Consider the following 23,683-nt stretch of genomic DNA (forward strand, 5'->3'; position numbering starts at 1 on the left):
CGCTCGGCGTGATGATCGCGGCGGTCGTGGTGGCGGTGCTGGTGATGCTGTTCGCCTCGGGACCGATCAGCAGGTTCGTGGACCGGCACCCGAGACGCCCCGGTGAAGGCGCGCTCGACGGTTGCGGCGTCGCCGTGCGAGCCGGTGACCACCTCGACCCGTCCGCGCACGGCCTCGGGGAGCCGGGCAGGATCGCGGACCACGACGCGCAACTCCTCTCCGCGGGCGGGCGCGGCCTCGACCAGCAGAGACAGCAGCCGCCTGCCGATGTTCCCGGTGGGGGCGGTAATGACGATCATGAAAACCTCGCGGTCTATGTCGGATCGGTACGGCCCTTTGATCGTGCAGACCCGAACCGCATTGCCACAATGGAAACTTCAGCATCCAATCATTGCCCGAAACGGAATAATGCCGGTGAGCAGCCCAGACCCGAACCTCGACGCCAACCTCGCCGTCGCCCTCGACGCCCTGCTGACCGAGCAGAGCGTCACCCGTGCCGCCGCCCGGCTGCACACCTCCCCCGCGGCGATGAGCCGTACCCTGGCCAGCGGGCCACGCGGTCATCGGCATAGCGGGCGGCGACTGGCGTACCCAGGTGGACCTGCTGGCGAAGGTGCGCGACCTGCTGCGGTGAGGTCCCCGGCCGGGTTCAGAGCCAGCCCATGCGCTGGGCCGTGCGGATGGCCTCCAGGCGGTTCTGGGCGTTGAGCTTGGTCATCGCGCTCGACAGGTAGTTGCGTACGGTGCCCTCGGTCAGGTGCAGCTCGGCCGCGATCCGCGAGATCGTGGCCCCGTCGCCGGCCAGCCGCAGCGCGTCGCGCTCGCGCTCGGTCAGCGGGCTGTCGCCGGCGGCCATCGCGGCGGCGGCGAGCTCGGCGTCGAGATAGCGGCCGCCCGCCTGGACCTTCCGGATCGCCATGGCCAGCTCCTCCGCCGAGGCGTCCTTGCCGAGGAAGCCGCTCACCCCCGCCGCCATGGCCCTGCGCAGGTAGCCGGGGCGGCCCAGGCTCGTCAGGATGACGATCTTGCACTGCGCGCTGATCTGCTCGGCCGCGCTGAGGCCGTCCATGCCGGGCATCTCGATGTCGAGCACGGCCACGTCGGGCCGGTGCTCGGCCACGGCGGCCACGACCTCGTCGCCCCTGCCCACCTGGGCGACGACCTCGATGCCCTCCTCCAGGTCCAGCAGGGCCGCGATGGCGCCCCGGATCAGGTGCTCGTCGTCCGCCAGCAACACCCTGGTCGTCATGCCGGCACCGCCGCCCGCAGCAGGTAGCCGCCCTCGTGCGTCGGCGCGGCCTCCAGGGTGCCGCCGACCGCGCGTACGCGCTGGGCCAGCCCCGCCAGGCCGTTCGGCGCGTGCTCGCCCGCCGGCCCGCTCACCCCGTCGTTGGACATCTCCAGCACTCCATCCTCGATCGTGATCCTGCAGCGTCCGGCCGTGCTGTGCTTGAGCACGTTGGTGGTCCCCTCGCGCACGACCGTGGCCAGCAGCGTGCGGGTCTCCGGTGACAGCGAGCCCGTCTCGGCGCGCACGGTGCATCGTACGTCCGCCGCCTCCAGCACGGCCCGCACGCTGGCGAGCATCTCGTCCAGGTCGACGGCCCGGTAGCTCTGCACGACGGAGCGCACCTCGCGCAGCGACCGCCGGGCCAGGTCGCGCACCGCGAACATCTCCTCGGCCGCCGCCGCCGGGTCGGCCGGCAGCGTGCGCGACGCGCCCTCGGTGCGGGCCGCGATGTCGGTGAGGCTCTGCCCGAGCAGGTCGTTGAGGTCGCGGGCGAAGCGCAGGCGCTCCTCCGAGACCGCCAGCCTGGCCTGCGCCTCCTGCCCTTCGTGCGCCTCCTTGGCCACCCGCCAGAGCCACAGGTTCGTCAGCACGCCGCCCACGCTCACGGCGGTGAACACCGACTGCACCAGGAGCGTGCCCCAGATGGGCACACCCTGCAGCGCCACGTACAGGTTGAAGAGCACGACGGACAGGACCGACAGGATCACGATGGTGCGCCTGCGCACGAAGGGCCCCAGCATGCTCAGCCACGTCGGGATGGCCCACATGAAGAAGGCGACGGACATGACCAGGATGATCACGCCGGTCACCGCCAGGATCGCGGTGGGCCGCCTGCCGCCCCTCATGGCCACCCGGTGCGGCCGCGTCGCGAGCACGTTGAAGACCAGCAGCAGGGCGACACCGGCCAGGACCACCGGCCACGGCACGTTGCTCGTCCAGCGGACATAGAGGTCGTAATAGCCGAAGAAGGAGAACAGGTTGATGAAGTCGGTCGAGTAGACGATCACCCAGCGGATCTTGTCCAGCTTCGTCGCACGGCGGATCACGCGGGCACCGCCGCTCGCAGCAGGAACTCGCCCGCCGGGGTCGGCCGGGCGGAGAAGGAACCGCCCGCCGTGGCCAGCCGCTCCGACAGGCCCCGCAGGCCGCTGCCGGAGGCGGAGGGGCGCCCGTCCACGCCGTCGTTGATCATTTCGAGCACGCCGGCGTCGATCGTGATCGCGCAGCGGGTGGCCGCGCTGTGCTTGAGCACGTTGGTGGTGCCCTCACGCACCGCCCAGGCCAGCAGGGTCCGGGCGGCCGGCGACAGCCCGTCGGCCCTGGCGTCGATCAGGCAGCGCGCGCCGGCCGCCTCCAACGCCACCCGCGCGCCGGCCAGCTCCTCGTCGAGGTCGAGCGTCTGGTATCCGTGCACCGCCTGCTGCACCTCGGCCAGCGACTCGCCGGCCAGCCGGTGAACCTGGGCCATCTCGGCGTCCGCCCGCCCGGCGTCCTTGGTCGCCAGCTTGGCGGCCAGCTCGCTCTTCAGCGTGATCACCGACAGGCTGTGGCCGAGCAGGTCGTGCAGGTCACGGGCGAAGCGCAGCCGCTCCTCCGACACCGCCAGCCGGGCCTTGGCCTCCTTGCTGTCGTGGGCGTCCCTGATCGTCCACCAGATCCAGCGCCAGACCAGCATGGCCACCGTCAGCGCGACGGCGCTGAACGTCTCGGGGACCAGCACCCCGTACCACGGCTCGCCGGTCACGGCCATGACATAGCCGCCGGCCAGGCCGACCACGGCCACGCCGAGGCAGAGGGTCACGGCCCACGGCAGGTAGAGGGCGGCGATCGACAGCCACAGGACGCCGATCTCCAGCCAGGTGGGCACGTTCTCCAGCGGCTGGTGCGGCACCAACGCCACCGCGACCGCCGCGGACAGTCCCGCGACCACCAGCTTCGGCGTCGGCCGCGGCCTGGTGTCGTAGGCCTCCCTGAGCAGGGAGGGGAAGAGGCCGAAGCAGACCAGCAGGCATGCGAGGACGGCCGCGGCGTGGAGCGTGGAGATCCGGCCGTCCGCCAGGTAGATGACGATGACCACCACGAACATGACGCCGAGGAGCATGACCGCGGCGTCCATCCAGTAGAGCAGGATCTTTCGCGCCGTCTCCGGACGCGCCGCCATCACGCCATCCCCCTGCCGCTGGAAACCTCGCCCGTCGCGGAAATCCTATAGTCAGGGAGAGGCCTGCCAAAGAATCCGTGACACGTCCGGCTTCGGGGCGACTCCGCGCAGCGACAGCCAGGCCAGGCCGTGGCGGGCGGCGTAGGCGGCCAGGGTCCGGGCGTCGACCTCGTTCAGATCGCCCTCGCCCACCAGCACCGGGGTGAGCGCGATGTGCGGCCACGCCTCCTCGGGGTCGTCCAGGCCCTGGGCCCGCGCGATCTGGTCCCTGGCCGCCAGCACGGCCTCCGCCACCCGTCGCAGGCGGCCGTCTGGGGCGCCGCGCGGCTCGATGTCGGCCAGCAGGTTGACGGTGCCGATCTCGGCGCCCGCCTGGCGGGTGGCCCGCAGCATCGCCACGTCGCCGGAGCCGAGCCCGTCCGACTTCAGTGGCAGCGTGAAGCTGACCTGGAGCGGCCGCTCGCGCTGCATGGCGTAGATGGCCCGCGCCCGGCGCAGCACGGCGGCCTCGTCCCGGCTGTCGCTGACCTCGAAGTCGATGGTGTCGGCGTCGAACGCCCCGACCACCCTGCGGTAGGCGGCCGCGAGCCCGCCCGGCCTGGTGCAGGTGTCGGCCAGCTCCCGCCCCTCCGGGCCGCCGAACACGGGCGCGGCGTCGCCGCCCAGCGCCCTGAGCCGGCCGATCCGGTTGGCCACGGGGTTCTTGCCGGGATCGAGCGGGTCGGACTGGGACGGGCCATTCCATTTGGGCGCGCAGCCGTCGTCGCCGGAGACGAGGTGGCCGAGCGCGTACCGGCGCACACCGGTGCGCCTGGTCTCCTTGGACAGGTCGAACTCGGGCTCCCGCGCGGTGTCGACGAACTCCACGAACGCCGCCTGCGGCTCCACCGCCACCGGTGGCGAGACGGCAGGGGTGTGCCTCACCACCGGCGGCCTCGGCGCGAGCGTGGCACCCGCGGGAAGCATGCGCACGATCGCTCCGGTGGCGCCGGTGAGAGCGAGGGCCCCGAGGATCGCGAGCGGGCGCGGGAGCATGCCCGGCTCCCTCTTGTGCCGCGGCATAGGCCACCCCACGTGGTCATTCGGCTACTTTCCGGCGCTGACTCGAACGGTAGCAAGCGCGCGAGCCGCTGCGCGCTCCTTTTCCGGCACGCGTCCGTTGTGTGCGGATAATGTCGTCATGAAGCTGCGGATCTTCACCGAGCCCCAGCAGGGCGCGACATATGACGACCTGCTCACCGTCGCCCAGGCCACCGAGCGACTGGGTTTTGATGCTTTCTTCCGTTCCGACCACTACATGCGCATCGGCCCCGGCGACCCGGGGGTCGGCTCGACCGACGCGTGGATCACGCTGGCCGGCCTGGCCAGGGAGACCTCGAGGATCCGGCTGGGCACCCTGGTGACGCCGGCCACGTTCCGGCTGCCCGGGCCGCTGGCGATCAGCGTCGCGCAGATCGACCAGATGAGCGGCGGCCGGGTCGAGCTCGGCTTCGGCACGGGCTGGTTCGACACCGAGCACGCGGCGTACGGCATCCCGTTCCCGCCGCAGAACGAGCGGTTCGGGCGGTTCGAGGAGCAGCTCGAGATCATCACGGGTCTGTGGACCGCGGAGAAGAGCTTCTCGTTCGAGGGCAGCTACTACCGGGTGGCCGACTCGCCGGCGCTGCCCAAGCCGGTCCAGCGGCCCAGGCCGCCGATCATCATCGGCGGGTTCGGCGCCAAGCGCACGCCGAGGCTGGCGGCTGCGTACGCCGACGAGTACAACCTCCCGTTCCACACCCTGGCCGACACGGAGCAGGCGTTCGCGCGGGTGCGCGCGGCCTGCGAGACGACCGGGCGCGACCTGACGTACTCGGTGGCGCAGACGACCGTCGTGGGCGCGGATCGGGCGGAGGTCGAGCGGCGCGCGGCCGCCATCGGCGAGAACCCCGAGACCCTGCCGGTGGGCGGCCTGTGCGGCACCCCGGCCGAGATCGTGGAGAAGATCGGCAAGTTCGCCGAGCTGGGCGCCGAGACGGTCTACCTCCAGATCATGGACCTGAACGACCTCGAGCACCTGGAGCTGATCGCCGCTGAGGTGCTTCCGCACGTGTAAGTAATCATTGGCGGCGCTTCGTGGCGGTACGGCAGACTTGGGGCGTGCTGCTGACGATCACGACCACCGCGAGGCCCGCCACTGACCTGGGTTTCCTCCTGCACAAGCATCCCGGGCGAGTGCAGGAGTTCGGCCGGTCGTTCGGCACGGCGACGGTGTTCTACCCCGAGGCCGAGGAGGAGCGCTGCACGGCGGCGCTCCTGCTCGAAGTCGATCCGATCGCGCTGGTCAGGTCGCGCGGCAAGAGCTCGCCCGACTTCAGCCTGTCGCAGTACGTCAACGACCGCCCCTACGCGGCCTCCTCGCTGCTGGCCGTGGCGCTGGCCGACGTGTTCCGCACGGCGCGGGCGGGCCGGTGCACGGCCAGGCCCGAGCTGGCGGGCACGCCGCTGCCGCTGGAGCTGCGGCTGCCCGCGCTGCCCTGCCGGGGCGGCCCCGAGCTGGCCACCAGGCTGTTCGAGCCGCTCGGGTGGGAGGTGGACGCGCAGGCTCTGCCGCTCGACGAGGGCTTCCCCGAGTGGGGCGATTCGCGCTATGTCCGGCTCACCCTGCGCGGCACGGCGCGCCTCGCCGACGCGCTCAACCACCTGTACGTGCTCCTGCCGGTGCTCGACGACGGCAAGCACTACTGGATCGCGCCCGACGAGGTCGACAAGCTGATCAGGGCGGGCGAGGGCTGGCTGGCCGGGCACCCGGAGCGCGGCCTGATCACCCGGCGCTACCTGGGGCGGCGCTGGGCGCTGGCCCGCACCGCGCTGGCGCGCCTGGCCGAGCTGGGCGACGAGACCGAGGAGGAGCTGGAGCCCGCGGTGGAGGAGGACGCGCCCGCCGGGGAGACCGCCGCCGACGAGGCGGCCGCCGCGGAGGCCGAGGCCCAGGGCGACGCTCCCCAGGAGGAGGCGGCGCCCAAGGCGAAGCCGCTGAACCTCCGGCGGCGCGAGGCGGTGCTGGCCAAGCTGGAGGAGCTCGGCGCGGTCAGCGTGATCGACCTGGGCTGCGGCCAGGGCGAGCTGGTCGGCGCGCTGCTGGCCAGGCCCAGGTTCGCCAGGGTCGGCGGCATGGACGTCTCGTCGATGGCGCTCACCATCGCCGCCCGCAAGCTGCGCCTGGACCGCATGCCCGACAGCAAGCGCGCCCGGCTCACCCTGTTCCAGGGCGCGCTCACGTACACCGACAAGCGGCTGTCCGGCTACGACGCCGCGGTGCTCATGGAGGTGATCGAGCACGTCGACCCGCCGCGCCTGACCGCGCTCGAACGCGTCGTGTTCGGCCGCGCCCGGCCCCAGCACGTGCTCGTCACCACCCCCAACGTCGAGCACAACGTCCGCTACGAGTTCCTGACCGGCCTGCGCCACCCCGACCACCGCTTCGAGTGGACCCGCGCCGAGTTCGCCGCCTGGGCCACCAGGGTCGCCGGCGAGTACGGCTACCAGGTCGCTTTCGCGCCGGTCGGCGACGATGACCCCGAGGTCGGCCCGCCGACCCAGATGGGAGTGTTCACCCGTGATCAGCGTTCCTGAGCTCTCGCTGGTGGTGCTCGTCGGCGTCTCGGGCAGCGGCAAGTCGACGTTCGCCAGGAAGCACTTCAAGCCCACGCAGGTCATCTCCTCCGACTTCTGCCGCGGTCTCGTCTCCGACGACGAGAACGACCAGTCGGCCACGCCCGCGGCGTTCGACCTGCTGCACCACATCGTCGGCGTGCGGCTGGCCAGGGGCCTGTTCACCGTGGTCGACGCCACCAACGTCCAGTACGCGGCCCGCAGGAGCCTGCTCGACCTGGCCAGGAAGTACGACGTGCTGTGCGACGCGATCGTGCTCGACGCGCCCGAGGAGGTGGCCATCGAGCGCAACGCCGCCCGGCCCGACCGCGACTTCGGCCCCGGCGTGGTCATCCGCCAGCGCAAGGAGCTGCGGCGCTCGCTGAGCAAGATCTCCAACGACGGGTTCCGGCGGGTCCACGTGCTGCGCGGCCTCGACGAGATCGACGACGCGGAGATCACGTACGAGAGGGCCTGGTCGGACAGGACCGAGCTGACCGGCCCCTTCGACATCATCGGCGACGTGCACGGCTGCCGCTCGGAGCTGGAGACGCTGCTGCGCAGGCTCGGCTGGGAGGGGCTCACGCACCCGGGGGGGCGCACGGCCGTGTTCGTCGGCGACCTGGTCGACCGCGGGCCCGACACCCCCGGCGTGCTGCGCCTGGTGATGGACATGGTCGAGGCCGGCACCGCGATCTGCGTGGCCGGCAACCACGAGCAGAAGCTGGTGCGCGCGCTCAACGGCCGCAAGGTCACGGTCGCGCACGGCCTGCAGGAGTCGCTCGACCAGCTCGCGGCGCAGGAGCCCGAGTTCGTGGAGCGGGCCAGGACGTTCATGGACGGCCTGCTCAGCCACTACCGCCTCGACGGCGGCCGGCTCGTGGTCGCGCACGCGGGGCTGAAGGAGGCCTACCACGGCCGCGCCTCGGGCCGGGTGCGCGCGTTCGCCCTGTACGGCGACACGACCGGCGAGACCGACGAGTACGGCCTGCCCGTCCGTTACCCGTGGGCCGACGAGTACCGCGGCCGGGCGATGGTCGTCTACGGCCACACCCCCACGGTCCGCCCCGAGTGGGTGAACAACACGATCTGCCTCGACACCGGCTGCGTCTTCGGCGGCCACCTGACCGCGCTGCGCTACCCGGAGCGGCAGATCGTCCAGATCCCGGCAGAGAAGGTCTGGTACGAGCCGGCCAAGCCCCTCGGCACCGGCTCGGCCCGCGATCCCGGCATGCTGGACATCAACGACGTGATCGGCACCCGGCACGTCGAGACCAGGTTCGGCACCAGGGTCAAGGTCCTGGAGGAGAACGCGGCCGCGGCCCTGGAGGTCATGAGCCGGTTCGCGGTGGACCCGCGCTGGCTGGTCTACCTGCCGCCCACCATGGCGCCGCCGGAGACGTCCCGGCTGGACGGCTACCTCGAGCACCCGCACGAGGCGTTCGAGGAGTTCGCCGCCGCCGGGGTGCGCGAGGTCGTGTGCGAGGAGAAGCACATGGGCTCGCGGGCCGTCGCCGTGCTGGCCAGGACGCCGGAGGTGGCGGCGGCCAGGTTCGGCGTGACGGACGGCAGCACGGGCGCCGTCTACACGCGTACCGGGCGGCCGTTCTTCGACGACACGGCGCCGCTGGTCGCGCGGCTGCGCGAGGCGTGCGAGCCGCTCTGGGCGGAGCTGGACTCCGACTGGGTGGTGCTCGACTGCGAGCTGCTGCCCTGGTCGGCGAAGGCCGGCGAGCTGATCCGCTCGCAGTACGCCTCCGTCGGCGCGGCCGCCCGCGCCGCGCTGCCCGAGGCGGTCGCGGCCCTTGAGGCGGCGGCCGGGCGGGGAATGGACGTGGGCGGACTGCTGACCCGCACCCGGCGCCGCTCCGACAACGCTGCCCTGTTCCGCGACGCTTATGCACGCTACTGCTGGCCGGTCGACGGCCTGGAGGGCATCCGGGTGGCGCCGTTCCAGATCCTCGCCTGCGAGGGACGGGCCACGGCGCTGGAGCCGCACGCCTGGCACCTGTCCACGCTGGCGCTGCTCGACTCGCCGCTGATCGCCCCCACCCGGCACGTCTCCGTCACGCTCGACTCGCCCGGGTCGAGGGCTTCGGCGACCGAGTGGTGGGAGTCCCTGACGGCGGCGGGCGGCGAGGGCATGGTGGTCAAGCCCGCCGCGTACGCTCCCGGGCGGGTGCAGCCCGGGGTGAAGGTGCGCGGGCGCGAATACCTGCGCATCATCTACGGCCCCGACTACACCGAGTCGCTCGACGTGCTGCGCCGGCGCTTCCTGGGCAAGAAGCGCTCGATGGCGCTGCGCGAGTACGCGCTGGGGCTGGAGGCGCTGTCGCGGCTGGCGGACGGCGAGGCGGCCTGGCGGGTGCACGAGCCGGTCTTCGCGGTGCTGGCCCTGGAGTCGGAGCCCGTGGATCCCCGGCTCTGACTAACGCCATGACCTGCGGGTATGTCCCCCCACCACGGGGAAGGACCTGCATGGCAACGAAGTTCGCGCACCACGAGCACCTCGGCCACGTCATCTTCATCACGGCGGCCGCGGCCATCGGGGGGTTCTTGTTCGGCTACGACAGCGCCGTGATCAACGGCGCCGTCGTCGGCATCCAGAAGTACTTCCGCGTGGGGCCGGTCGAGATCGGGTTCGTGGTGGCCATCGCGCTGCTCGGGTCCGCCGTGGGGGCGTGGGCGGGCGGCGGGCTGGCCGACCGGCTGGGGCGTACCAGGACGATGCAGGTGGCGGCGCTGCTGTTCGCGGTCAGCTCGATCGGTCAGATGCTGCCGTTCGCCATCTGGGACCTCGCGTTCTGGCGCGTGATCGCGGGATTCGCGATCGGCATGGCGTCGGTGATCGGGCCCGCGTACATCGCCGAGGTGGCCCCGCCCGCCTACCGGGGACGGCTGGGCTCGTTCCAGCAGCTGGCGATCGTGCTCGGCATCGCGTTCTCGCAGCTCGTCGACTACGTGATCGTCCAGCTGGCCGGCGGCAACGTGAACAACCCCCTCTGGGGCCTGCAGGCGTGGCAGTGGATGCTGGGCGCCTGCGTCGTGCCCGCCCTGTTCTACCTGACGTTCGCGCTGATCATCCCCGAGTCGCCGCGCTACCTGATCATGTCGGGGCGCACCAGGCGGGCCCGCGAGGTGCTGTCCGAGATCGAGCCCGAGGACGTGGACATCGAGGCCCACATCGCGGAGATCCAGCACGTGCTGCGCACCCAGCGGGTGCCGGGGCTGAAGGACCTGCGCGGGCCCGCGCTCGGGCTGCTGCCGATCGTCTGGATCGGGATCGGCCTGTCGGTCTTCCAGCAGTTCGTCGGCATCAACGTGATCTTCTACTACTCGTCCGTGCTGTGGCAGTCGGTCGGCATCAACCAGAGCGCCTCGCTGCTGATCAGCTTCTCCAGCTCGATGATCAACATCGTGGGCACGTTCATCGCGATCTCGCTGGTGGATCGGATCGGGCGCAAGCCGCTGCTCCTGATCGGCTCCGCGGGCATGGCGGTCTCGCTGGCCACCGCGGCGTGGGCGTTCAGCGCGGCCAGGGAGGTGGGCAAGACGGTCACGCTGCCCGACCCGCAGGGGCTGATCGCGCTCGTGGCGGCCAACGTGTTCGTGCTGTTCTTCGCCCTGTCCTGGGGCGTGGTGGTCTGGGTGCTGCTGGGAGAGATGTTCCCGAACCGCATCCGCGCCGCCGCCCTGGGCCTCTCCGCCGGGGCCCAGTGGATCGCGAACTGGGCGGTCACGGTGACGTTCCCGGCGATGGCGGCCTGGAACCTGCCGCTCACCTACGCCATGTACGCGTTCTTCGCGGTGCTGTCGTTCCTGTTCGTCGTCAGGTGCGTGCGCGAGACCAAGGGCCGCAAACTCGAAGAGATGGGCTAATCTCCGGCACGTGATCGACGACGTCCTGGCCCCCGAGCTCGACGTGCTGTTCTGCGGCATCAATCCCGGCCTCCTGTCCGAGGCCACCGGCCACCATTTCGCCCGGCCCGGCAACCGCTTCTGGCCCGCGCTGCACCTGTCCGGCTTCACCCCGCGCCTGCTGGCCCCGGCCGAGCAGCACCTCCTCCCCTCGTACGGCCTCGGCATCACGAACATCGTCGCCCGCCCGAGCGCCAAGGCGTCGGAGCTGACCCGGGAGGAGCTGGTGGAGGGCGGCCTGGCCCTGACCGCGAAGGTGGCGGCCGCGGCGCCGGCGGTCCTCGCGGTGCTGGGGATCTCGGCGTACCGCATGGCCTTCGCCCGCCCCAAGGCCCGCATCGGCCCCCAGGAGGAGCTCGTCGGTGGGGCCAGGGTGTGGGTGCTGCCCAACCCGAGCGGGTTGAACGCCCACTGGACCCTGGCCACCATCGCCGACGAGATGGGACGGCTGCGCGGCCACTTGGCCTGAATGACCTGCCTGGGCTGCTTGGCCTACTTGGCCGCGAAGTCCTGGGTCCAGTAGATCCGGCCCTGGGAGTTCTTGGCCACGCCGACGCCGATCAGGTTGTACCGGCAGTTCATGATGTTGGCCCGGTGGCCCTCGCTGTTCATCCAGCCCTGGACCACGGAGGCCGGGGAGGGCTGGCCGAAGGCGATGTTCTCGGCGAAGGCCGTGCCTCCGCTGAAGCCGGCCCCCCGGATGCGGTCCATGAAGCTGCGGCCGTCCTTGGAGGTGTGGTCGAAGTAGCCCTGCTTCGCCATGTCGTCGGAGTGGCCGAACGCGGCGGTGCGGAGCTGCGGGTCGTGCTTGAGCGGCTGGCAGCCGCCCTTGGCCCGCTCGGCGTTGGTCAGCCTGAGTACCTCGTTCTCCTCGGCCGTGCCGACCGTCCCTCCGGACGACGGGGGCGGCGCGGTGGGCGTCGGGGTCGACGTGCCGCTGGGGCTGGGAGTGGTGGGAGTGGGCGTCGGCGTGCTGTCAGGGGTGCAGGTCAGCCGGACGGCCCGGGACTTGGCGGTGCCGCCGCGATAGTCGGTCGCGACCGCGTAGTAGGTGCCCGGTTTGCAGGCGAGTGTCAAGGTGATGCGGCCGTCCTTGGAGGCCCCGCTCTTGACGACGGGGTCGGGACCCGGGACGGCGCGCTTGATGCGGATGCGCAGGAGTGCGGAGTCGTCGCAGTTGCGACGGGTGGCGAACGACTTGATCTTCAATGCGTTGGTCAGGCTGGGCTTGGCCACGTTCACGCGGCACGAGGCCTGCGCCTCGACCGAGCTCTGCGCCGCGGCCTCGGCCGCACCGATCGGCGCGCAGAGCGCCGCCAGGCCGATGAGCCCGGCAAATACCCCAATGGGTCTACGCATAGGGGATTCCCTCCAGTTGCCATAGACGCTGGATGGCAAGGCATTCTGTCGGGAACGAGACCGACTTGTCACTAAATTGCGACATAAATCTCGCAACTCGGGTAAACCAGAGTGCCACCTGAGGCGTCCGTCCCCCCGCTGTCACAGGCCCGAAACTCCTGTCCCACCGGGCTTTGCACGCCCCATGGCCCCCCTGGGAGCCACCTAGAGGTACGCGGAGGATCGCTTGAGGGTTCACGAAGAAACCCGCGGCGCATCTTGCGCCGCGGGCTGAGGAGGACCCGGCTCACCCGCGAGGCGGGCCGGGACGACGGATCACTGCTTGGCCAGCAGGGCCACGCACTCCACGTGGTGGGTCATCGGGAAGGCGTCGAAGGCCCGCAGGTCGGAGAGCGGGTAACCGAGCTCCGCCAGCCAGGCCAGGTCCCGCGCCAGCGTGGCCGGGTCGCAGGAGACGTACACGATCCGCTGCGCGTCCAGCGCGGCGATCCGCTCCACCACCTCGCGCCCCAGCCCGGAACGGGGCGGGTCGACGACCACGAGGTCGGCGCGTTCGATCTGGAAGCGGTCCAGCGCCTCCTCGACCCTTCCCCGCTCCACCCGGGCCTGCGGCAGGTCGCGGAGGTTGGCGCGGGCGTCGCGGACGGCAGCCGCCTCCGACTCCAGCCCGAACACCGCCCCCTCGGCCCCCACGGCCTCCGCCAGACCGGCGGCGAACAGCCCCACCCCGCAGTAGAGGTCGAGCGCCCACTCCCCCGGCTCCGGCGCCGCGTAGGCCAGCACCGCGTCCAGCAGCGTCTCGGCGGCGCCCGGGTGGACCTGCCAGAAGCCGCTGCCCGCGACCCGGAAGCCGCGGTCGCCGACCTGCTCGTGCAGCACCCCCGAGCCGCGGCGCGGCACCGTACGGCCCTTGCCCTGGTCGAGGAGGATCGAGGCGGGCGCTTCGAGCTCGGGCACGGTGACGCTGCGGCGCGGCCTGGGCGAGACGACCACGGCCCGGTCGCCGGACGAGGACGCGATGACCTCGACGCCGGCCGCGCCCGGCCAGGAGTGCTGCTCCGCCCCGACCGCCTCCACCTCCGGGTGGGCGATCAGGCAGGCGTCCACGACCTCGATGTCGTGCGAACGGTGCCGGCGGAAGCCCAGCTCACCGCCGGGCCGGGCGGCGAACTGGACGCGGGTGCGCCAGCCGAGCCCGTCCTTGGCGCCCGGCACCTCCTCCACCACGACCTCGCGCGACAGGCCCGCGAGCCGCTTGAGCTGCTCGGCCACGACCTGCGCCTTGAGCCGCCGCTGCGCCTCCAGCGTGGCGTGCTGCCAGTCGCACCCGCCGCACCGCCCAGGGCCGGCGTACGGGCAGGGCGGGACGACGCGGTCGGGCGAGGGCTCCAGGATCTCCACGGCGTCGGCACGCAGGAACCTGGTGGTCTCCTCGGTGACGTCGGCGATCACCCGCTCGCCTGGCAAGGCGTGGCGTACGAACACCACGCGCCCTTCGTGGCGCGCCACACACCAGCCGCCGTGCGCGACCGGACCTACCGTCAGCTCGAGAGATGCCTGTTCCACAGGGACACCCTATGCCCGAGCCTGCTCTCCATCCTTTGCGGTCTGGTCCCAGGGACGTCGCACCGCGCCCGGCGCGAACGGTTCCGGCCTGCCCTTGAGGCGGTCGGAGGAGTGCAGTTGCCAGGGCACGCTCGTCACCATGACCCCCGGCTTGAACAGCAGCCGCGCCTTCAGCCTGAGCGCGCTCTGGTTGTGCAGCGCGTGCTCCCACCAGTGGCCGACCACGTACTCGGGGATGAACACGGTCACCACGTCGCGCGGCGAGCGCCGCCGCAGGGTCTTGACGTAGTCGAGGATGGGCTGCGTGATCTCGCGGTACGGCGAGTCGAGCATCTTGAGCGGCACCGGGATGCCCCGCCGCTCCCACTCCTCCTGCAGCCTGCGCGCGTCCTCGCCCTCGACGCCCACCGTGACGGCCTCGATCGTGGACGGCCTGGTGGCGCGGGCGTAGGCCAGCGCGCGCATGGTCGGCTTGTGCAGCTTGGAGACGAGCACGATCGCGTGGTTGCGCGCGGGCAGCATGGTCGGCTCGTACTCCTCGCTGATCTCCAGCTCGGCCGCCACGTTGTCGTAGTGACGCCTGATGCCCTTCATCATGAGGAACAGGATCGGCATCGCGATGCACACGATCCACGCCCCGACCAGGAACTTCGTCAGCAGCACGACCACCAGCACGAGCCCCGTCATGATCCCGCCGAAGAAGTTGATCACGCGGGAGCGGTGCATCTGGTGGCGCACCTTGGGGTCGGTCTCGGTCTTCAGGTGGCGGGTCCAGTGGATGACCATGCCGATCTGGCTGAGCGTGAACGAGACGAAGACGCCGACGATGTAGAGGTTCAGCAGGCGGCTGACGTCGGCCTGGAAGCCCCACAGCAGCAGGCACGCGCCGAGCGCGAGGATGATGATGCCGTTGGAGAAGGCCAGCCGGTCGCCACGGGTGTGGAGCTGGCGCGGCAGGTAACGGTCCTGCGCCAGGATGGAGCCGAGCACCGGGAAGCCGTTGAAGGCCGTGTTGGCGGCCAGGAAGAGGATCAGGGCGGTCACCGCCGAGATCACCACGAACGGCAGCGACCCCCCGCCGAACACCGCGTCGGCCACCTGGGAGATGATCGGCTGCTGGTAGTAGCCGGGGCCGACGGGGGTGCCGTTGGGCAGGTGCAGGTCGGTGGCGACCACGGACGGCTCGGCGATCTTCACGCCCGACGCGAGACCGAGCGCGATGATGCCGCCGAACATGGTGATCGCGACCAGGCCCATCATCAGCAGCGTGGTGGCGGCGTTCTTGCTCTTGGGCTTTCTGAAGGCGGGCACGCCGTTGCTGATGGCCTCGACGCCCGTCAGGGCGGCGCAGCCGGAGGAGAACGCGCGCAGGATCAGGAACGCGGCGGCGAAGGCGGTCAGGTTGGTCTGCTCGGCCTCGATGGTGAAGTGGGCGCTCGGCGCCTGGAGCTGCTCGCCCAGCACCAGCAGCCGGAACCCGCCCCAGGCGATCAGGGCCAGAACGGCGATCATGAACGCGTACGTGGGAACGGCGAAGGCGGCGCCGGACTCGCGGATGCCGCGCAGGTTGATCACCGTGAGGAGGATCACGATGGCGATGGCGATGGCGGGCTTGTGCTGGCCCACGAACGGAATTGTGGCGCCGACGTAATCGACGCCGTTGGCGACGGACACGGCCACCGTGAGCACGTAGTCGACCATGAGCGCGCTGGCCACGGTGAGCCCGGCGTTCTTGCCGAGGTTGGTGGTCGCCACCTCGTAGTCCCCGCCGCCGCTCGGATAGGCGTGCACGTTCTGCCGGTACGACGCCACGACGGTGAGCATCACGACCACGACGGCGACCGCGACCCAGGGACTGTAGGTGTAGAAGGAGACTCCGGCCAACGACAGGATGACCAAAATCTCTTGGGGCGCGTACGCCACAGAAGAGAGCGCGTCACTCGCGAAAACCGGCAGTGCTATCCGTTTTGGGAGGAGTTGCTCGTGAAGCTGCCCGCTACGCAGGGCGCGCCCCACGAGCAAGCGTTTGACAAGATCCGTTACCTTCGCCACGTAACGAGATGCTAGCCCCATGCCGAGGCCTTAAACGAGGCGCTCCCCCCTCGGGCCATACTGGTGTCCAGCAATGGGCCGACCGCGAAAGTGCGGGGGGAAATGCATATAGTGATCATGGGGTGTGGCCGAGTCGGTTCGACTCTCGCTCATATCCTCGAGGACAGCGGCCATTCCGTCGCCATCATCGACCGCGACCCGCAGGCGTTCCGGCGGCTTCGCGCCGGGTTCCGAGGGCGGCGGGTGACGGGCGTGGGCTTCGATCGCGACGTGCTCACCGAGGCCGGCATCGAGTCCGCCGCCGCGTACGTCGCGGTCTCCAGCGGCGACAACTCCAACATCATCTCCGCTCGCGTGGCCCGCGAGACGTTCGGCGTGGACAACGTGGTGGCCCGCATCTACGACCCCCGCCGCGCCGAGGTCTACCAGCGGCTCGGCATCCCCACGGTGGCGACCGTACGGTGGACGGCCGACCAGATCCTGCGCCGCATCCTCCCCGAGGGCGCCGAGCCGCTCTGGCGCGACCCCACGGGCACGATCATCCTGGCGGAGGTCACCGCCAACCCCGAGTGGATCGGCACCCGCGTCGTCGACCTCGAGCACCGCGTCAAGACGCGCGTGGCCTTCATCAACCGCATGGGGGAGTCCCTGACCATCACGGAGGACACCGTGGTGCAGGAGGGCGACGTGCTCCACGTCATCGCCGCGGAGAACGACATGGACCGGATCAACAAGGTGCTCGCCGCGGCACCGGAAGAGGACGAGTGATGCGCGTCGCCATCGCCGGAGCGGGCGCCGTGGGCCGCTCCATCGCGGCCGAGCTCCTGGAGAACGGCCACGAGGTCCTGCTCATCGACGTGGACCCCCGGGCCATCAAGATCGACAGCGTGCCGCGCGCCGAATGGCTCCTCGCCGACGCCTGCGAGATCGCCTCCCTCGACGAGGCCGGGCTCAACAACTGCCACGTCGTGGTCGCCTCCTCCGGCGACGACAAGGTCAACCTGGTGGTCTCCCTGCTGGCCAAGACCGAGTACGGCGTACCGCGCGTGGTGGCCCGCATCAACCACCCCAACAACGAGTGGCTCTTCAACGAGTCCTGGGGCGTCGACGTGGCCGTCTCGACCCCGCGCCTGCTGAGCGCCCTGGTGGAGGAGGCGGTCAGCGTCGGCGACCTCGTACGCCTGATGACCTTCCGCCAGGGCCAGGCCAACCTGGTGGAGCTCACGCTGGCCGAGGACGCCCCGGTCGTGGGCCAGCGGGCCGGCTCGGTGCCGTGGCCGGTGGACTCCGCCCTGGTCGCGATCCTCAGGGAGGGCCGGGTCCTGGTGCCGACGGCGGACGATCCGCTGGAGGCGGGGGACGAGCTGCTGTTCGTCGCGAACCAGGAGGTGGAGCAGGAGCTCGCCCACCTCCTCTCCCAGCACTAGCCCGCAAGGCAAGGTCCTCGCACCGGGAGGCGCTTCGCGCCATGCGAGCACTCGGGCCCCGCCTCCCAGGGGCTCCGCCCCTTCGACCCCGCAACGGCGCGGTCCTCGCTTGAAGGCGCGCTGCGCGCGACGAGAGCTCGGGCAGCGCCCTGTGGGGGCAGGCCCCCACATCCCCAGGCGGGGGCCTGCCGGCCCCCGCGCCCCTCGGACGCGGCGCCGATTACCGCGACGTAAAGCCATGTCGGCAATGGCGACAGGGAAGGGCAGACCCTTTGGCTCGACACGATGTGAACATCACGTGAGCGGCGCAAGCCGGCGCCCGGTGAACCGTCTGGTCGTGGATGAACTGGTAATGCCGAGGGCTCATCGGTCGCCCGTACTGGCCGAGCGGACTGGCACTCGGCCGGGACGACAGGACGGGCCTTGCGGGCTGCCGACGACCTGACCGCTCTACAGGCTGTCGCTGAGCTCGTGGACGACCCCCGAGGCCGCTCGTTGACTGAGCCGTAGCTTCACCCGGTCCGGCCAGAAGAAGCTCAGCCGCAGTGCACGTTGCCGAGCTCGCGGGTCACCCAGAGCAAACCGGATCCGAGGCGAGATCCAACTCACCGTGGCCCACGCCGTCGGAAACCACGGCATGCCAACCCCTCAGCCCAGATCCTCGCGAAGAAGGCCGCGTAGCCACCAGCGTGTCAGGCGGGCTGAACGCGACCGTACTGAATGCCATCCAATGCATGTGCTGCAAGGAGATCTTTGGGATGATGGCTCCGATGCGGGTTCTCGATCGAGAAGAGGGAGGGGGCGGAGCCTATGTCCTACAGTCCGAATCTTGCGGCGGCGTTGTCGGGTGCCACGCTTCGCCAACTCGCGCATTGGCGTAAGGCCGGCGCCGGCCGTGGAGCCGTACTCATCCCCGAGATCCCCGAGATCTCCGAGAACCGTCCCATTCTCTACTCCTTCCGCGACCTGGTGGCACTACGAACCTGTGTGAAGCTGCGCAATGACACCTCGCTGCAGAAGATTCGGCGCGCTCTGGACACGCTTCGTGACGACCTGCAGGAGCGTGAGCACCTGTCGGCTTACCGCCTGGTGACCGATGGCTCCACGGTCTATCTCGTGGAGCCCGGACAGGCGACCGACCTCGTGCGTCGTAAGGCCCACGTGGTCATCCATGAGATGGTGGACGTCCTCCGCCCGTTCTACCGGGATGGCCGGCACATTCCCGATCTGCTCCGGCCTCGTGACCACGTCACCGTCGATCCGGCCATCAGGGGCGGGGTACGGGTGATCGAGGGCACCCGCGTGCCCAATGACGAGGTCGCCGCGTTGTTGCGCGACGGGGTGCCGGCCGAGCAGATCTCCACCTACTACCCGAACGTGACGGCTCCCGCGGCATTGGACGCGAAGGACTTCGCCGATTACGTCGACAGCTATGATCCCGCGAGGGAGCCGCGTGAGGCTGCTGCTGGATGAGAACGTCCCCACGCCGCTCCATCAGGTTCTCACCACATTTATTCTCAACCACGAAATCGTGCATTTGCTCAATCTTGATGGCTGGTCTGGAACCCGAGCCGCGGCTGACGGCTTTGCTGCGATCCTGACAAACGACGGACGACAGATGCAGCGTCCCCGAGAGGTCGCGGCTATCGCCGCCTCCGGAATACATCGAGTCGAATACTCACACAAGCACCCAGGGCTGGTGGGGATGGGCATCGCGATCGCAACCGTTGGGGCAGCATGCCTGGTGCGTTGGCCTTGCTGGAGGAGTCTGACGGTCAGCGGTTGATCAGCTTGCGTGGGATCGATCCGACTGCGGCAAGCCGCCTCCGTCTCATCGATCCAGCCAAGACGCCGCCGAAGTTCTGGCCCTCGCTTCTGTAGGCATGGTCGCGCCAATTCACGCGAACACCCCTATGCCTCGTCCAGGTCATCCCACGCCTGGCCCCTGTACTGCAGTGCGCTGCTCGTCTCTGCCGACGAGATCTCCCCGGCTTCACCAGCCCCGTCGTCTGTTCACCCACGCCGACGCGAACGGCTGCCCGTGACCCATGAGCAAACAGCACGAAGACCCCTCGCCACGGGCGGCGAGAGGTCTTTCCGGAGCGGAACCGGCGCTCAGTCGAAGGTCACGCTGAAGCGCCTGGCGTCATCCGCGTCCATGCAGTTGAAGACGACACTCATGGGCAGCACGACAGAGCCCCTGTCCAGGCTCTCGAGGAACCGTTCGCACAGAGTGTCATCCGGCCCCCTCCAGTCGTCGTCGGCGACGGCCGGCCCCGCTGCCAGGAGCAGGGCGGCGGCGGTCGTGGCCAGGGCGGTGACGGCACGTGCGTACATTGGGGCCCCCGATTGGCTCGAAGTGATCCTTCGCCAGCCTTCGTACCCGCGCAAGTGGATCAGCTCTTCTAGGAAATGATCCGGAGATCTTTACCAGGGATCGTCAGGCGGGGGCCACCGGGGGTTTGATCGGGGTGCGGCCGCGGCCCAGGATCCAGAGCATGGCGCCGAGGGCGGCCACCTGGAGCGGCCAGCCCATGGCGATCTTGGCGACGCCGAGGGCGGCGACCGCCTCGTTGCCGCCTCCGAACCAGTAGACCGGCCCCTGCACGGCCACCCGGACCGCGCACGGCAGCAGGAGCAGCCAGGTCAGCCGCGTGCACAGCTTCACGATGCCCGGGTCCTTGTGCCAGGCGGTCGGGTCGCCCGTGACCGAGCCGATCAGGAAGCCCACCACCGGCCACCGGGTGACGATGGACAGCAGCATCGCCACCATGTAGCCGGCGTTCCACAGGATGCCGGGCAGGAAGTAGTCCTTCGCGTCGCCGGTGCGGCTGGCGAAGAACGCGCCGATCGCGATGCCGATCAGGCTGTTGATCACGAACTGCGGCGTGGACCGCTGCACGATCCTGACCAGCAGCAGGACCACCGCGATCGAGACGCTCACGATGAGCGACAGCTTCAGCTCTTCGGTGGTGACCCAGCACACCGTGAACGCGATCGTCGGGATCGCCGCCTCGATGATGCCCCGCACCCCGCCGAAGGCCTTGGCGAGCTGGGCTCGCACCGCCGCCTCAACGGTGTCGTGGGCGACCTCTTCCGCCTCAGCACTCACGTGTCAACTCCCTGGGCGCAGTTCGTAACGCGGATTGAACATCACCTTGCGTCCGTCCTGCATGCTGACCAGGCCCTCGGCCTTGACCGTGCGGCCGGGCTCGATGCCCGCGATCTTGCGGCGGCCGAGCCAGACCAGGTCGATCACGTCGGACCCGTCGTAGAGCTCGGCCTCAAGGGCGGGGGCGCCGCCCCTCGGACGGAGTGTCACCGTACGTAGCGTACCTGCCACGCAGAAGCGCCGACGGCCGCCACACGAGACGATGGGGGTCGCGCCGACCTCGTCGGCGTCTTCTCGCAGTTCCTGGGCCTCGATCTCGGACTGGGGTGAGGCCAGCCGACTGAAGAACCCGCGCAATCCCCCGCGTTTCGGAGGCTCTGCCGTACTCATGATGAATCAGCCTATGTGATGTCGGCGCGATGTCAGCCCTCAGCGAATCTCGCTGATTTCGGGTCCCCGTTTGAACGGGTTGAACCCGGGCCGATCCTCGGCCGTCTCGCCTGCTTGGTCGTTGGGGCGGCGCAGCGGGATGGGCTCCTCGCGGGCCATCGGGTCGCTGCCCCGGACCACCACGACGTCCTTGACGAAGTCGATGTACGCCGCCGCCACGGCCTCGTCCAGCGCCGCCTTGCCGGAGATCACGGCGAGCAGGAACCAGCGGGGCCCGTCGATGCCGAGATATCGGGCGGGGCGGGAGCCGTCCTCGACCTTCATCTCGCCCCTCAGCTCGCTGCCGAACGGGCCCTCCCGCTCCTCCAGATGCTGCGCCTGGGCCAGGATCTTGGTCTTGACCTCGTCCCACAGGCCCGAGCTGCGCGGTGCGGCCAGGGCCTGGAGCTGCAGCGAGCTCTCCTCGTAGAGCACGACGACACCGACGTGCTGGTCTCCGACGGAGGCCAGCCGCACGTCGAAGTCGGGATTGTGCGGCAACCGCAGGCCGCCCAGGTCGATCCGGTCGGTCTCCGGGTGGGGCTCGTCGGCGTCCCACGGGCCGGAATCTCGCGCAAGGGCGGCAGGATCCTGCTCGACGACCTGCTCCGGCTGCTCACGACGACGACGTCGGAACACGTTCCTCACTCTCCTCGCTCGCCGGGCCGCAAGCGCGGCCCGATGCTCATCGGCCTGTAGATCCGAACCCGTTGGCGCCGCGCACCGAACCCGGCAGGCTCTCCACCTCGTAGAAGGCCGCGCGCTCCACCCGCTGGACCACGAGCTGGGCCACCCGGTCGCCCCGCTGGAGGCGGAACGGCTCCTTGGCGTCGGTGTTGATCAGCGTCACCCTGATCTCGCCGCGGTAGCCCGCGTCGACCGTGCCCGGCGCGTTGACCAGCGTGACACCGTGCTTGGCGGCCAGCCCGGACCTCGGGTGGACGAACGCGGCGTAGCCGTCGGGCAGGGCGATCGCGACGCCCGTCCCGATGACGGCCCGCTCGCCGGGCAGCAACTCGACGTCCTCGGCCGCGTAGAGGTCGGCGCCCGCGTCTCCCGCGTGGGCGTAGGACGGCATCGGCAGCCCGGCGTCGAGCCGCTGGATGAGGACCTCTACGTTGCTCAAGGGTTCACCTCGTAGTCCTGGGTGTTCTGTACGGTGGCGTGCTTGGCGAAGTGTCCCATGCTCACCTCGACGAACAGCGCCGCCGCGCGGACGGGCGGACGGACCGTCACAGGGCTGTTTCGCCCCTCAGCCTCAAGGTACGCCTTCCCGCCCGCATTGCCGTCGCACCCGGCACGCAAGTGGAGTGTCGTGCCCACGGGAGCGGAGAGGAGACAGGGAGTCACGGCTGACGAGGTTACTCGGTGTCCACCCGCCGGCCGTTCTCGCCCTGGCTTCCGGGCTCGGCGCCTCTGCCGCCGGGCTCCGCACCGCGCGATCCGGATACGTCGTCGCGGGGAGCGGCCCCCTCGCCGCGCGGACGGGGAACCTCGCCGGGCCCTCCCCCGGCGTCCCCTCTGGGCCCCTTGTCCTCGCCGGGGCCATGGCTGGGCGGTGGCAGGGCGGGTGGTTGATGCATGAGCTCGGGCAGCGCGCGGTAGATCACCGCGGCCACCGGCACGGCGACGGCGGCCCCCGCGATGCCGGCCAGGATGCCGCCGATGGCCAGCACCAGGATGATCGCCAGCGGATGGAAGTTGAGCGCCCGGCCCACGATCAGCGGCTGGAGCACGTGATTTTCCAGCTGCTGCTCGACGATGAGGATGCCGAGGAAGATCAGCGCGTAGACGAGGCCCTTGGCGCCCAGCGTGACGAGGGTGGCGACCGTGCCGGCGAAGAAGATGCCGACGATGGGGATGAAGCTGGCGAAGAAGATCAGCACGGCCAGCGGCGCCCACAGCGGCACGCCCATGCCCGCCAGCACGATGCCCATGATCAGCCCGTGCACGGCGGCCACGGCCACGGTGCCCTGCACGTAGTGGGAGAGCGTGGCCCAGGCGGCCCGCCCGGCCCGGTCCACGCGCGGCGCGACGTTGCCGAACCCCCGCAGGACCCACGACCAGATGCGCTCGCCGTCCTTGAGCAGGAAGAACGTCACGAACAGCAGCAGCACGATGGACGCGAGCACCTCGAAGGCGACCGCCCCGGCCGACAGCACGGTGCCGGTGATGGCCGTGCGCTGCGTGTTGACCATGGTGGCGATCTCGTCGACGTAGCTCGTGATCTGCGCCTCTTTGAGGTGCAGGGGGCCGGTGATCAGCCAGTCCTGCACCGATCGGGCCGTCGCCTGCACCTGCTGGACGAGGTTGGGGAACTCGTCGCTGGCCCGCGCCCCGACCAGCCACCCGGTGCCGGCGAGCACGGTCAGGGCCACCAGCATGGTGATCCAGGTGGCGTAGATGGGCCGCATGCCCGCCTGGCGCAGGCTGTTGGTCAGCGGGAACAGCAGCGCGGTCAGCAGCAGCGCGATCGCCACGGGCAGCGCCACGAACGTGAGCCGGGCGATGACGAGGGCGAAGAAGTAGACGACCACGCCGACGAGGATCAGGCACGCGCACCACGCGGCCATCTTGGCCAGCACGGGCGGCACGAGCTTGGTTGGGCGGTCGGGCAACACGTGTTCAAGACTGGCACGTCCGCGGCCCGGATGCGCGCCCATAAATTACGGGGCGGCTGACAACAGGGCGACACGAAGGCCGCGCGACCAGCACAAGCCCACCTCATCAAGGTC

23 protein-coding genes are annotated in these 23,683 nt (G+C 70.5%); 9 read left to right on the forward strand and 14 right to left on the reverse strand.

Features of this window, described 5'->3' with window-relative positions; translation table 11 throughout:
- The 5 genes from ACWDX9_RS17220 to ACWDX9_RS17240 form a co-directional block, all read right to left on the reverse strand.
- The coding region (locus tag ACWDX9_RS17220; protein WP_449954598.1) for an NAD(P)H-binding protein at positions 1-299 on the reverse strand (299 nt) is incomplete at its 3' end.
- Positions 300-649: 350 nt separating this feature from the next.
- Entirely contained in the window at positions 650-1,249 is a 600-nt protein-coding gene (locus ACWDX9_RS17225; protein ID WP_192786541.1) for a response regulator transcription factor, read from the reverse strand.
- A complete protein-coding gene (locus ACWDX9_RS17230) occupies positions 1,246-2,337 on the reverse strand; it encodes a histidine kinase (protein WP_449954600.1) in 1,092 nt (363 codons plus the stop codon). Before ACWDX9_RS17230 ends, ACWDX9_RS17225 begins: the two co-directional genes overlap by 4 nt.
- Entirely contained in the window at positions 2,334-3,452 is a 1,119-nt protein-coding gene (locus tag ACWDX9_RS17235) for a sensor histidine kinase (RefSeq protein WP_449954603.1), read from the reverse strand. Before ACWDX9_RS17235 ends, ACWDX9_RS17230 begins: the two co-directional genes overlap by 4 nt.
- Before the next feature lie 51 nt (positions 3,453-3,503).
- Positions 3,504-4,487: a hypothetical protein gene (locus ACWDX9_RS17240; protein ID WP_449954606.1), complete on the reverse strand. Its 984-nt coding sequence runs from the start codon at positions 4,485-4,487 to the stop codon at positions 3,504-3,506.
- A 145-nt stretch (positions 4,488-4,632) separates the two neighbouring features.
- Between ACWDX9_RS17240 and ACWDX9_RS17245 the strand changes: the two genes are divergently transcribed.
- The 5 genes from ACWDX9_RS17245 to mug are packed head-to-tail and all read left to right on the forward strand — an operon-like array spanning position 4,633 to position 11,472.
- Positions 4,633-5,547 carry an LLM class F420-dependent oxidoreductase gene (locus ACWDX9_RS17245; RefSeq protein ID WP_350722841.1) on the forward strand — a complete coding sequence of 305 codons (915 nt, stop codon included), beginning with the start codon at positions 4,633-4,635 and terminating at the stop codon, positions 5,545-5,547.
- Between the two features lie 44 nt (positions 5,548-5,591).
- Positions 5,592-7,067: a 3' terminal RNA ribose 2'-O-methyltransferase Hen1 gene (locus ACWDX9_RS17250; protein ID WP_449954608.1), complete on the forward strand. Its 1,476-nt coding sequence runs from the start codon at positions 5,592-5,594 to the stop codon at positions 7,065-7,067.
- Positions 7,006-9,513, forward strand: coding sequence for a polynucleotide kinase-phosphatase (locus ACWDX9_RS17255; protein ID WP_449954611.1), 2,508 nt, complete (start codon positions 7,006-7,008; stop codon positions 9,511-9,513). Before ACWDX9_RS17250 ends, ACWDX9_RS17255 begins: the two co-directional genes overlap by 62 nt.
- A gap of 50 nt (positions 9,514-9,563) precedes the next feature.
- Positions 9,564-10,964 carry a sugar porter family MFS transporter gene (locus tag ACWDX9_RS17260; RefSeq protein ID WP_449954614.1) on the forward strand — a complete coding sequence of 467 codons (1,401 nt, stop codon included), beginning with the start codon at positions 9,564-9,566 and terminating at the stop codon, positions 10,962-10,964.
- A gap of 10 nt (positions 10,965-10,974) precedes the next feature.
- Positions 10,975-11,472, forward strand: a complete 498-nt coding sequence (gene mug, locus ACWDX9_RS17265; RefSeq protein ID WP_449954617.1) for a G/U mismatch-specific DNA glycosylase — start codon at positions 10,975-10,977, stop codon at positions 11,470-11,472.
- Positions 11,473-11,495: 23 nt separating this feature from the next.
- Here the strand turns inward: mug and ACWDX9_RS17270 are convergent, their stop codons facing one another.
- From ACWDX9_RS17270 to ACWDX9_RS17280, 3 genes are all read right to left on the reverse strand, one after another.
- A complete protein-coding gene (locus ACWDX9_RS17270) occupies positions 11,496-12,362 on the reverse strand; it encodes a CAP domain-containing protein (RefSeq protein ID WP_364239635.1) in 867 nt (288 codons plus the stop codon).
- Positions 12,363-12,677: 315 nt separating this feature from the next.
- Positions 12,678-13,928 (reverse strand): class I SAM-dependent RNA methyltransferase, encoded by a 1,251-nt coding sequence (locus ACWDX9_RS17275; RefSeq protein ID WP_350722853.1) that lies wholly within the window; start codon positions 13,926-13,928, stop codon positions 12,678-12,680.
- A 9-nt stretch (positions 13,929-13,937) separates the two neighbouring features.
- Positions 13,938-15,980 (reverse strand): APC family permease, encoded by a 2,043-nt coding sequence (locus ACWDX9_RS17280; RefSeq protein WP_449954621.1) that lies wholly within the window; start codon positions 15,978-15,980, stop codon positions 13,938-13,940.
- 102 nt (positions 15,981-16,082) lie between these two features.
- Between ACWDX9_RS17280 and ACWDX9_RS17285 the strand changes: the two genes are divergently transcribed.
- The 4 genes from ACWDX9_RS17285 to ACWDX9_RS17300 all read left to right on the forward strand — a co-directional run bounded on the left by ACWDX9_RS17285 (position 16,083) and on the right by ACWDX9_RS17300 (position 19,193).
- A complete protein-coding gene (locus ACWDX9_RS17285) occupies positions 16,083-16,748 on the forward strand; it encodes a potassium channel family protein (protein ID WP_449954624.1) in 666 nt (221 codons plus the stop codon).
- Entirely contained in the window at positions 16,748-17,407 is a 660-nt protein-coding gene (locus ACWDX9_RS17290; protein WP_350722859.1) for a potassium channel family protein, read from the forward strand. Before ACWDX9_RS17285 ends, ACWDX9_RS17290 begins: the two co-directional genes overlap by 1 nt.
- 810 nt (positions 17,408-18,217) lie before the next feature.
- Complete coding sequence (locus tag ACWDX9_RS17295) at positions 18,218-18,880, forward strand: DUF433 domain-containing protein (RefSeq protein ID WP_449954626.1); 663 nt, start codon at positions 18,218-18,220, stop codon at positions 18,878-18,880.
- Positions 18,861-19,193: a PIN-like domain-containing protein gene (locus ACWDX9_RS17300; protein WP_449954629.1), complete on the forward strand. Its 333-nt coding sequence runs from the start codon at positions 18,861-18,863 to the stop codon at positions 19,191-19,193. Before ACWDX9_RS17295 ends, ACWDX9_RS17300 begins: the two co-directional genes overlap by 20 nt.
- A gap of 329 nt (positions 19,194-19,522) precedes the next feature.
- Here ACWDX9_RS17300 and ACWDX9_RS17305 read toward each other — a convergent pair whose 3' ends face one another.
- From ACWDX9_RS17305 to ACWDX9_RS17330, 6 genes are all read right to left on the reverse strand, one after another.
- On the reverse strand, positions 19,523-19,744 hold the full coding sequence (locus tag ACWDX9_RS17305) for a hypothetical protein (protein WP_363965927.1): 222 nt from the start codon (positions 19,742-19,744) through the stop codon (positions 19,523-19,525).
- A gap of 103 nt (positions 19,745-19,847) precedes the next feature.
- On the reverse strand, positions 19,848-20,519 hold the full coding sequence (locus ACWDX9_RS17310) for a DUF3159 domain-containing protein (RefSeq protein ID WP_449954632.1): 672 nt from the start codon (positions 20,517-20,519) through the stop codon (positions 19,848-19,850).
- A gap of 3 nt (positions 20,520-20,522) precedes the next feature.
- Positions 20,523-20,729, reverse strand: coding sequence for an OB-fold nucleic acid binding domain-containing protein (locus tag ACWDX9_RS17315; protein ID WP_225289212.1), 207 nt, complete (start codon positions 20,727-20,729; stop codon positions 20,523-20,525).
- Positions 20,730-20,948: 219 nt separating this feature from the next.
- Positions 20,949-21,587: a DUF3710 domain-containing protein gene (locus tag ACWDX9_RS17320; RefSeq protein WP_449954634.1), complete on the reverse strand. Its 639-nt coding sequence runs from the start codon at positions 21,585-21,587 to the stop codon at positions 20,949-20,951.
- A gap of 46 nt (positions 21,588-21,633) precedes the next feature.
- Positions 21,634-22,074, reverse strand: coding sequence for a dUTP diphosphatase (gene dut, locus ACWDX9_RS17325; RefSeq protein WP_355194384.1), 441 nt, complete (start codon positions 22,072-22,074; stop codon positions 21,634-21,636).
- A 235-nt stretch (positions 22,075-22,309) separates the two neighbouring features.
- The gene (locus tag ACWDX9_RS17330; protein ID WP_449954637.1) at positions 22,310-23,569 is read right to left on the reverse strand and encodes an AI-2E family transporter; all 1,260 of its coding nucleotides are present in this window, start codon (positions 23,567-23,569) and stop codon (positions 22,310-22,312) included.
- Positions 23,570-23,683: the final 114 nt, after the last annotated feature.

The organism is Nonomuraea sp. NPDC003201 (genome assembly GCF_053590415.1).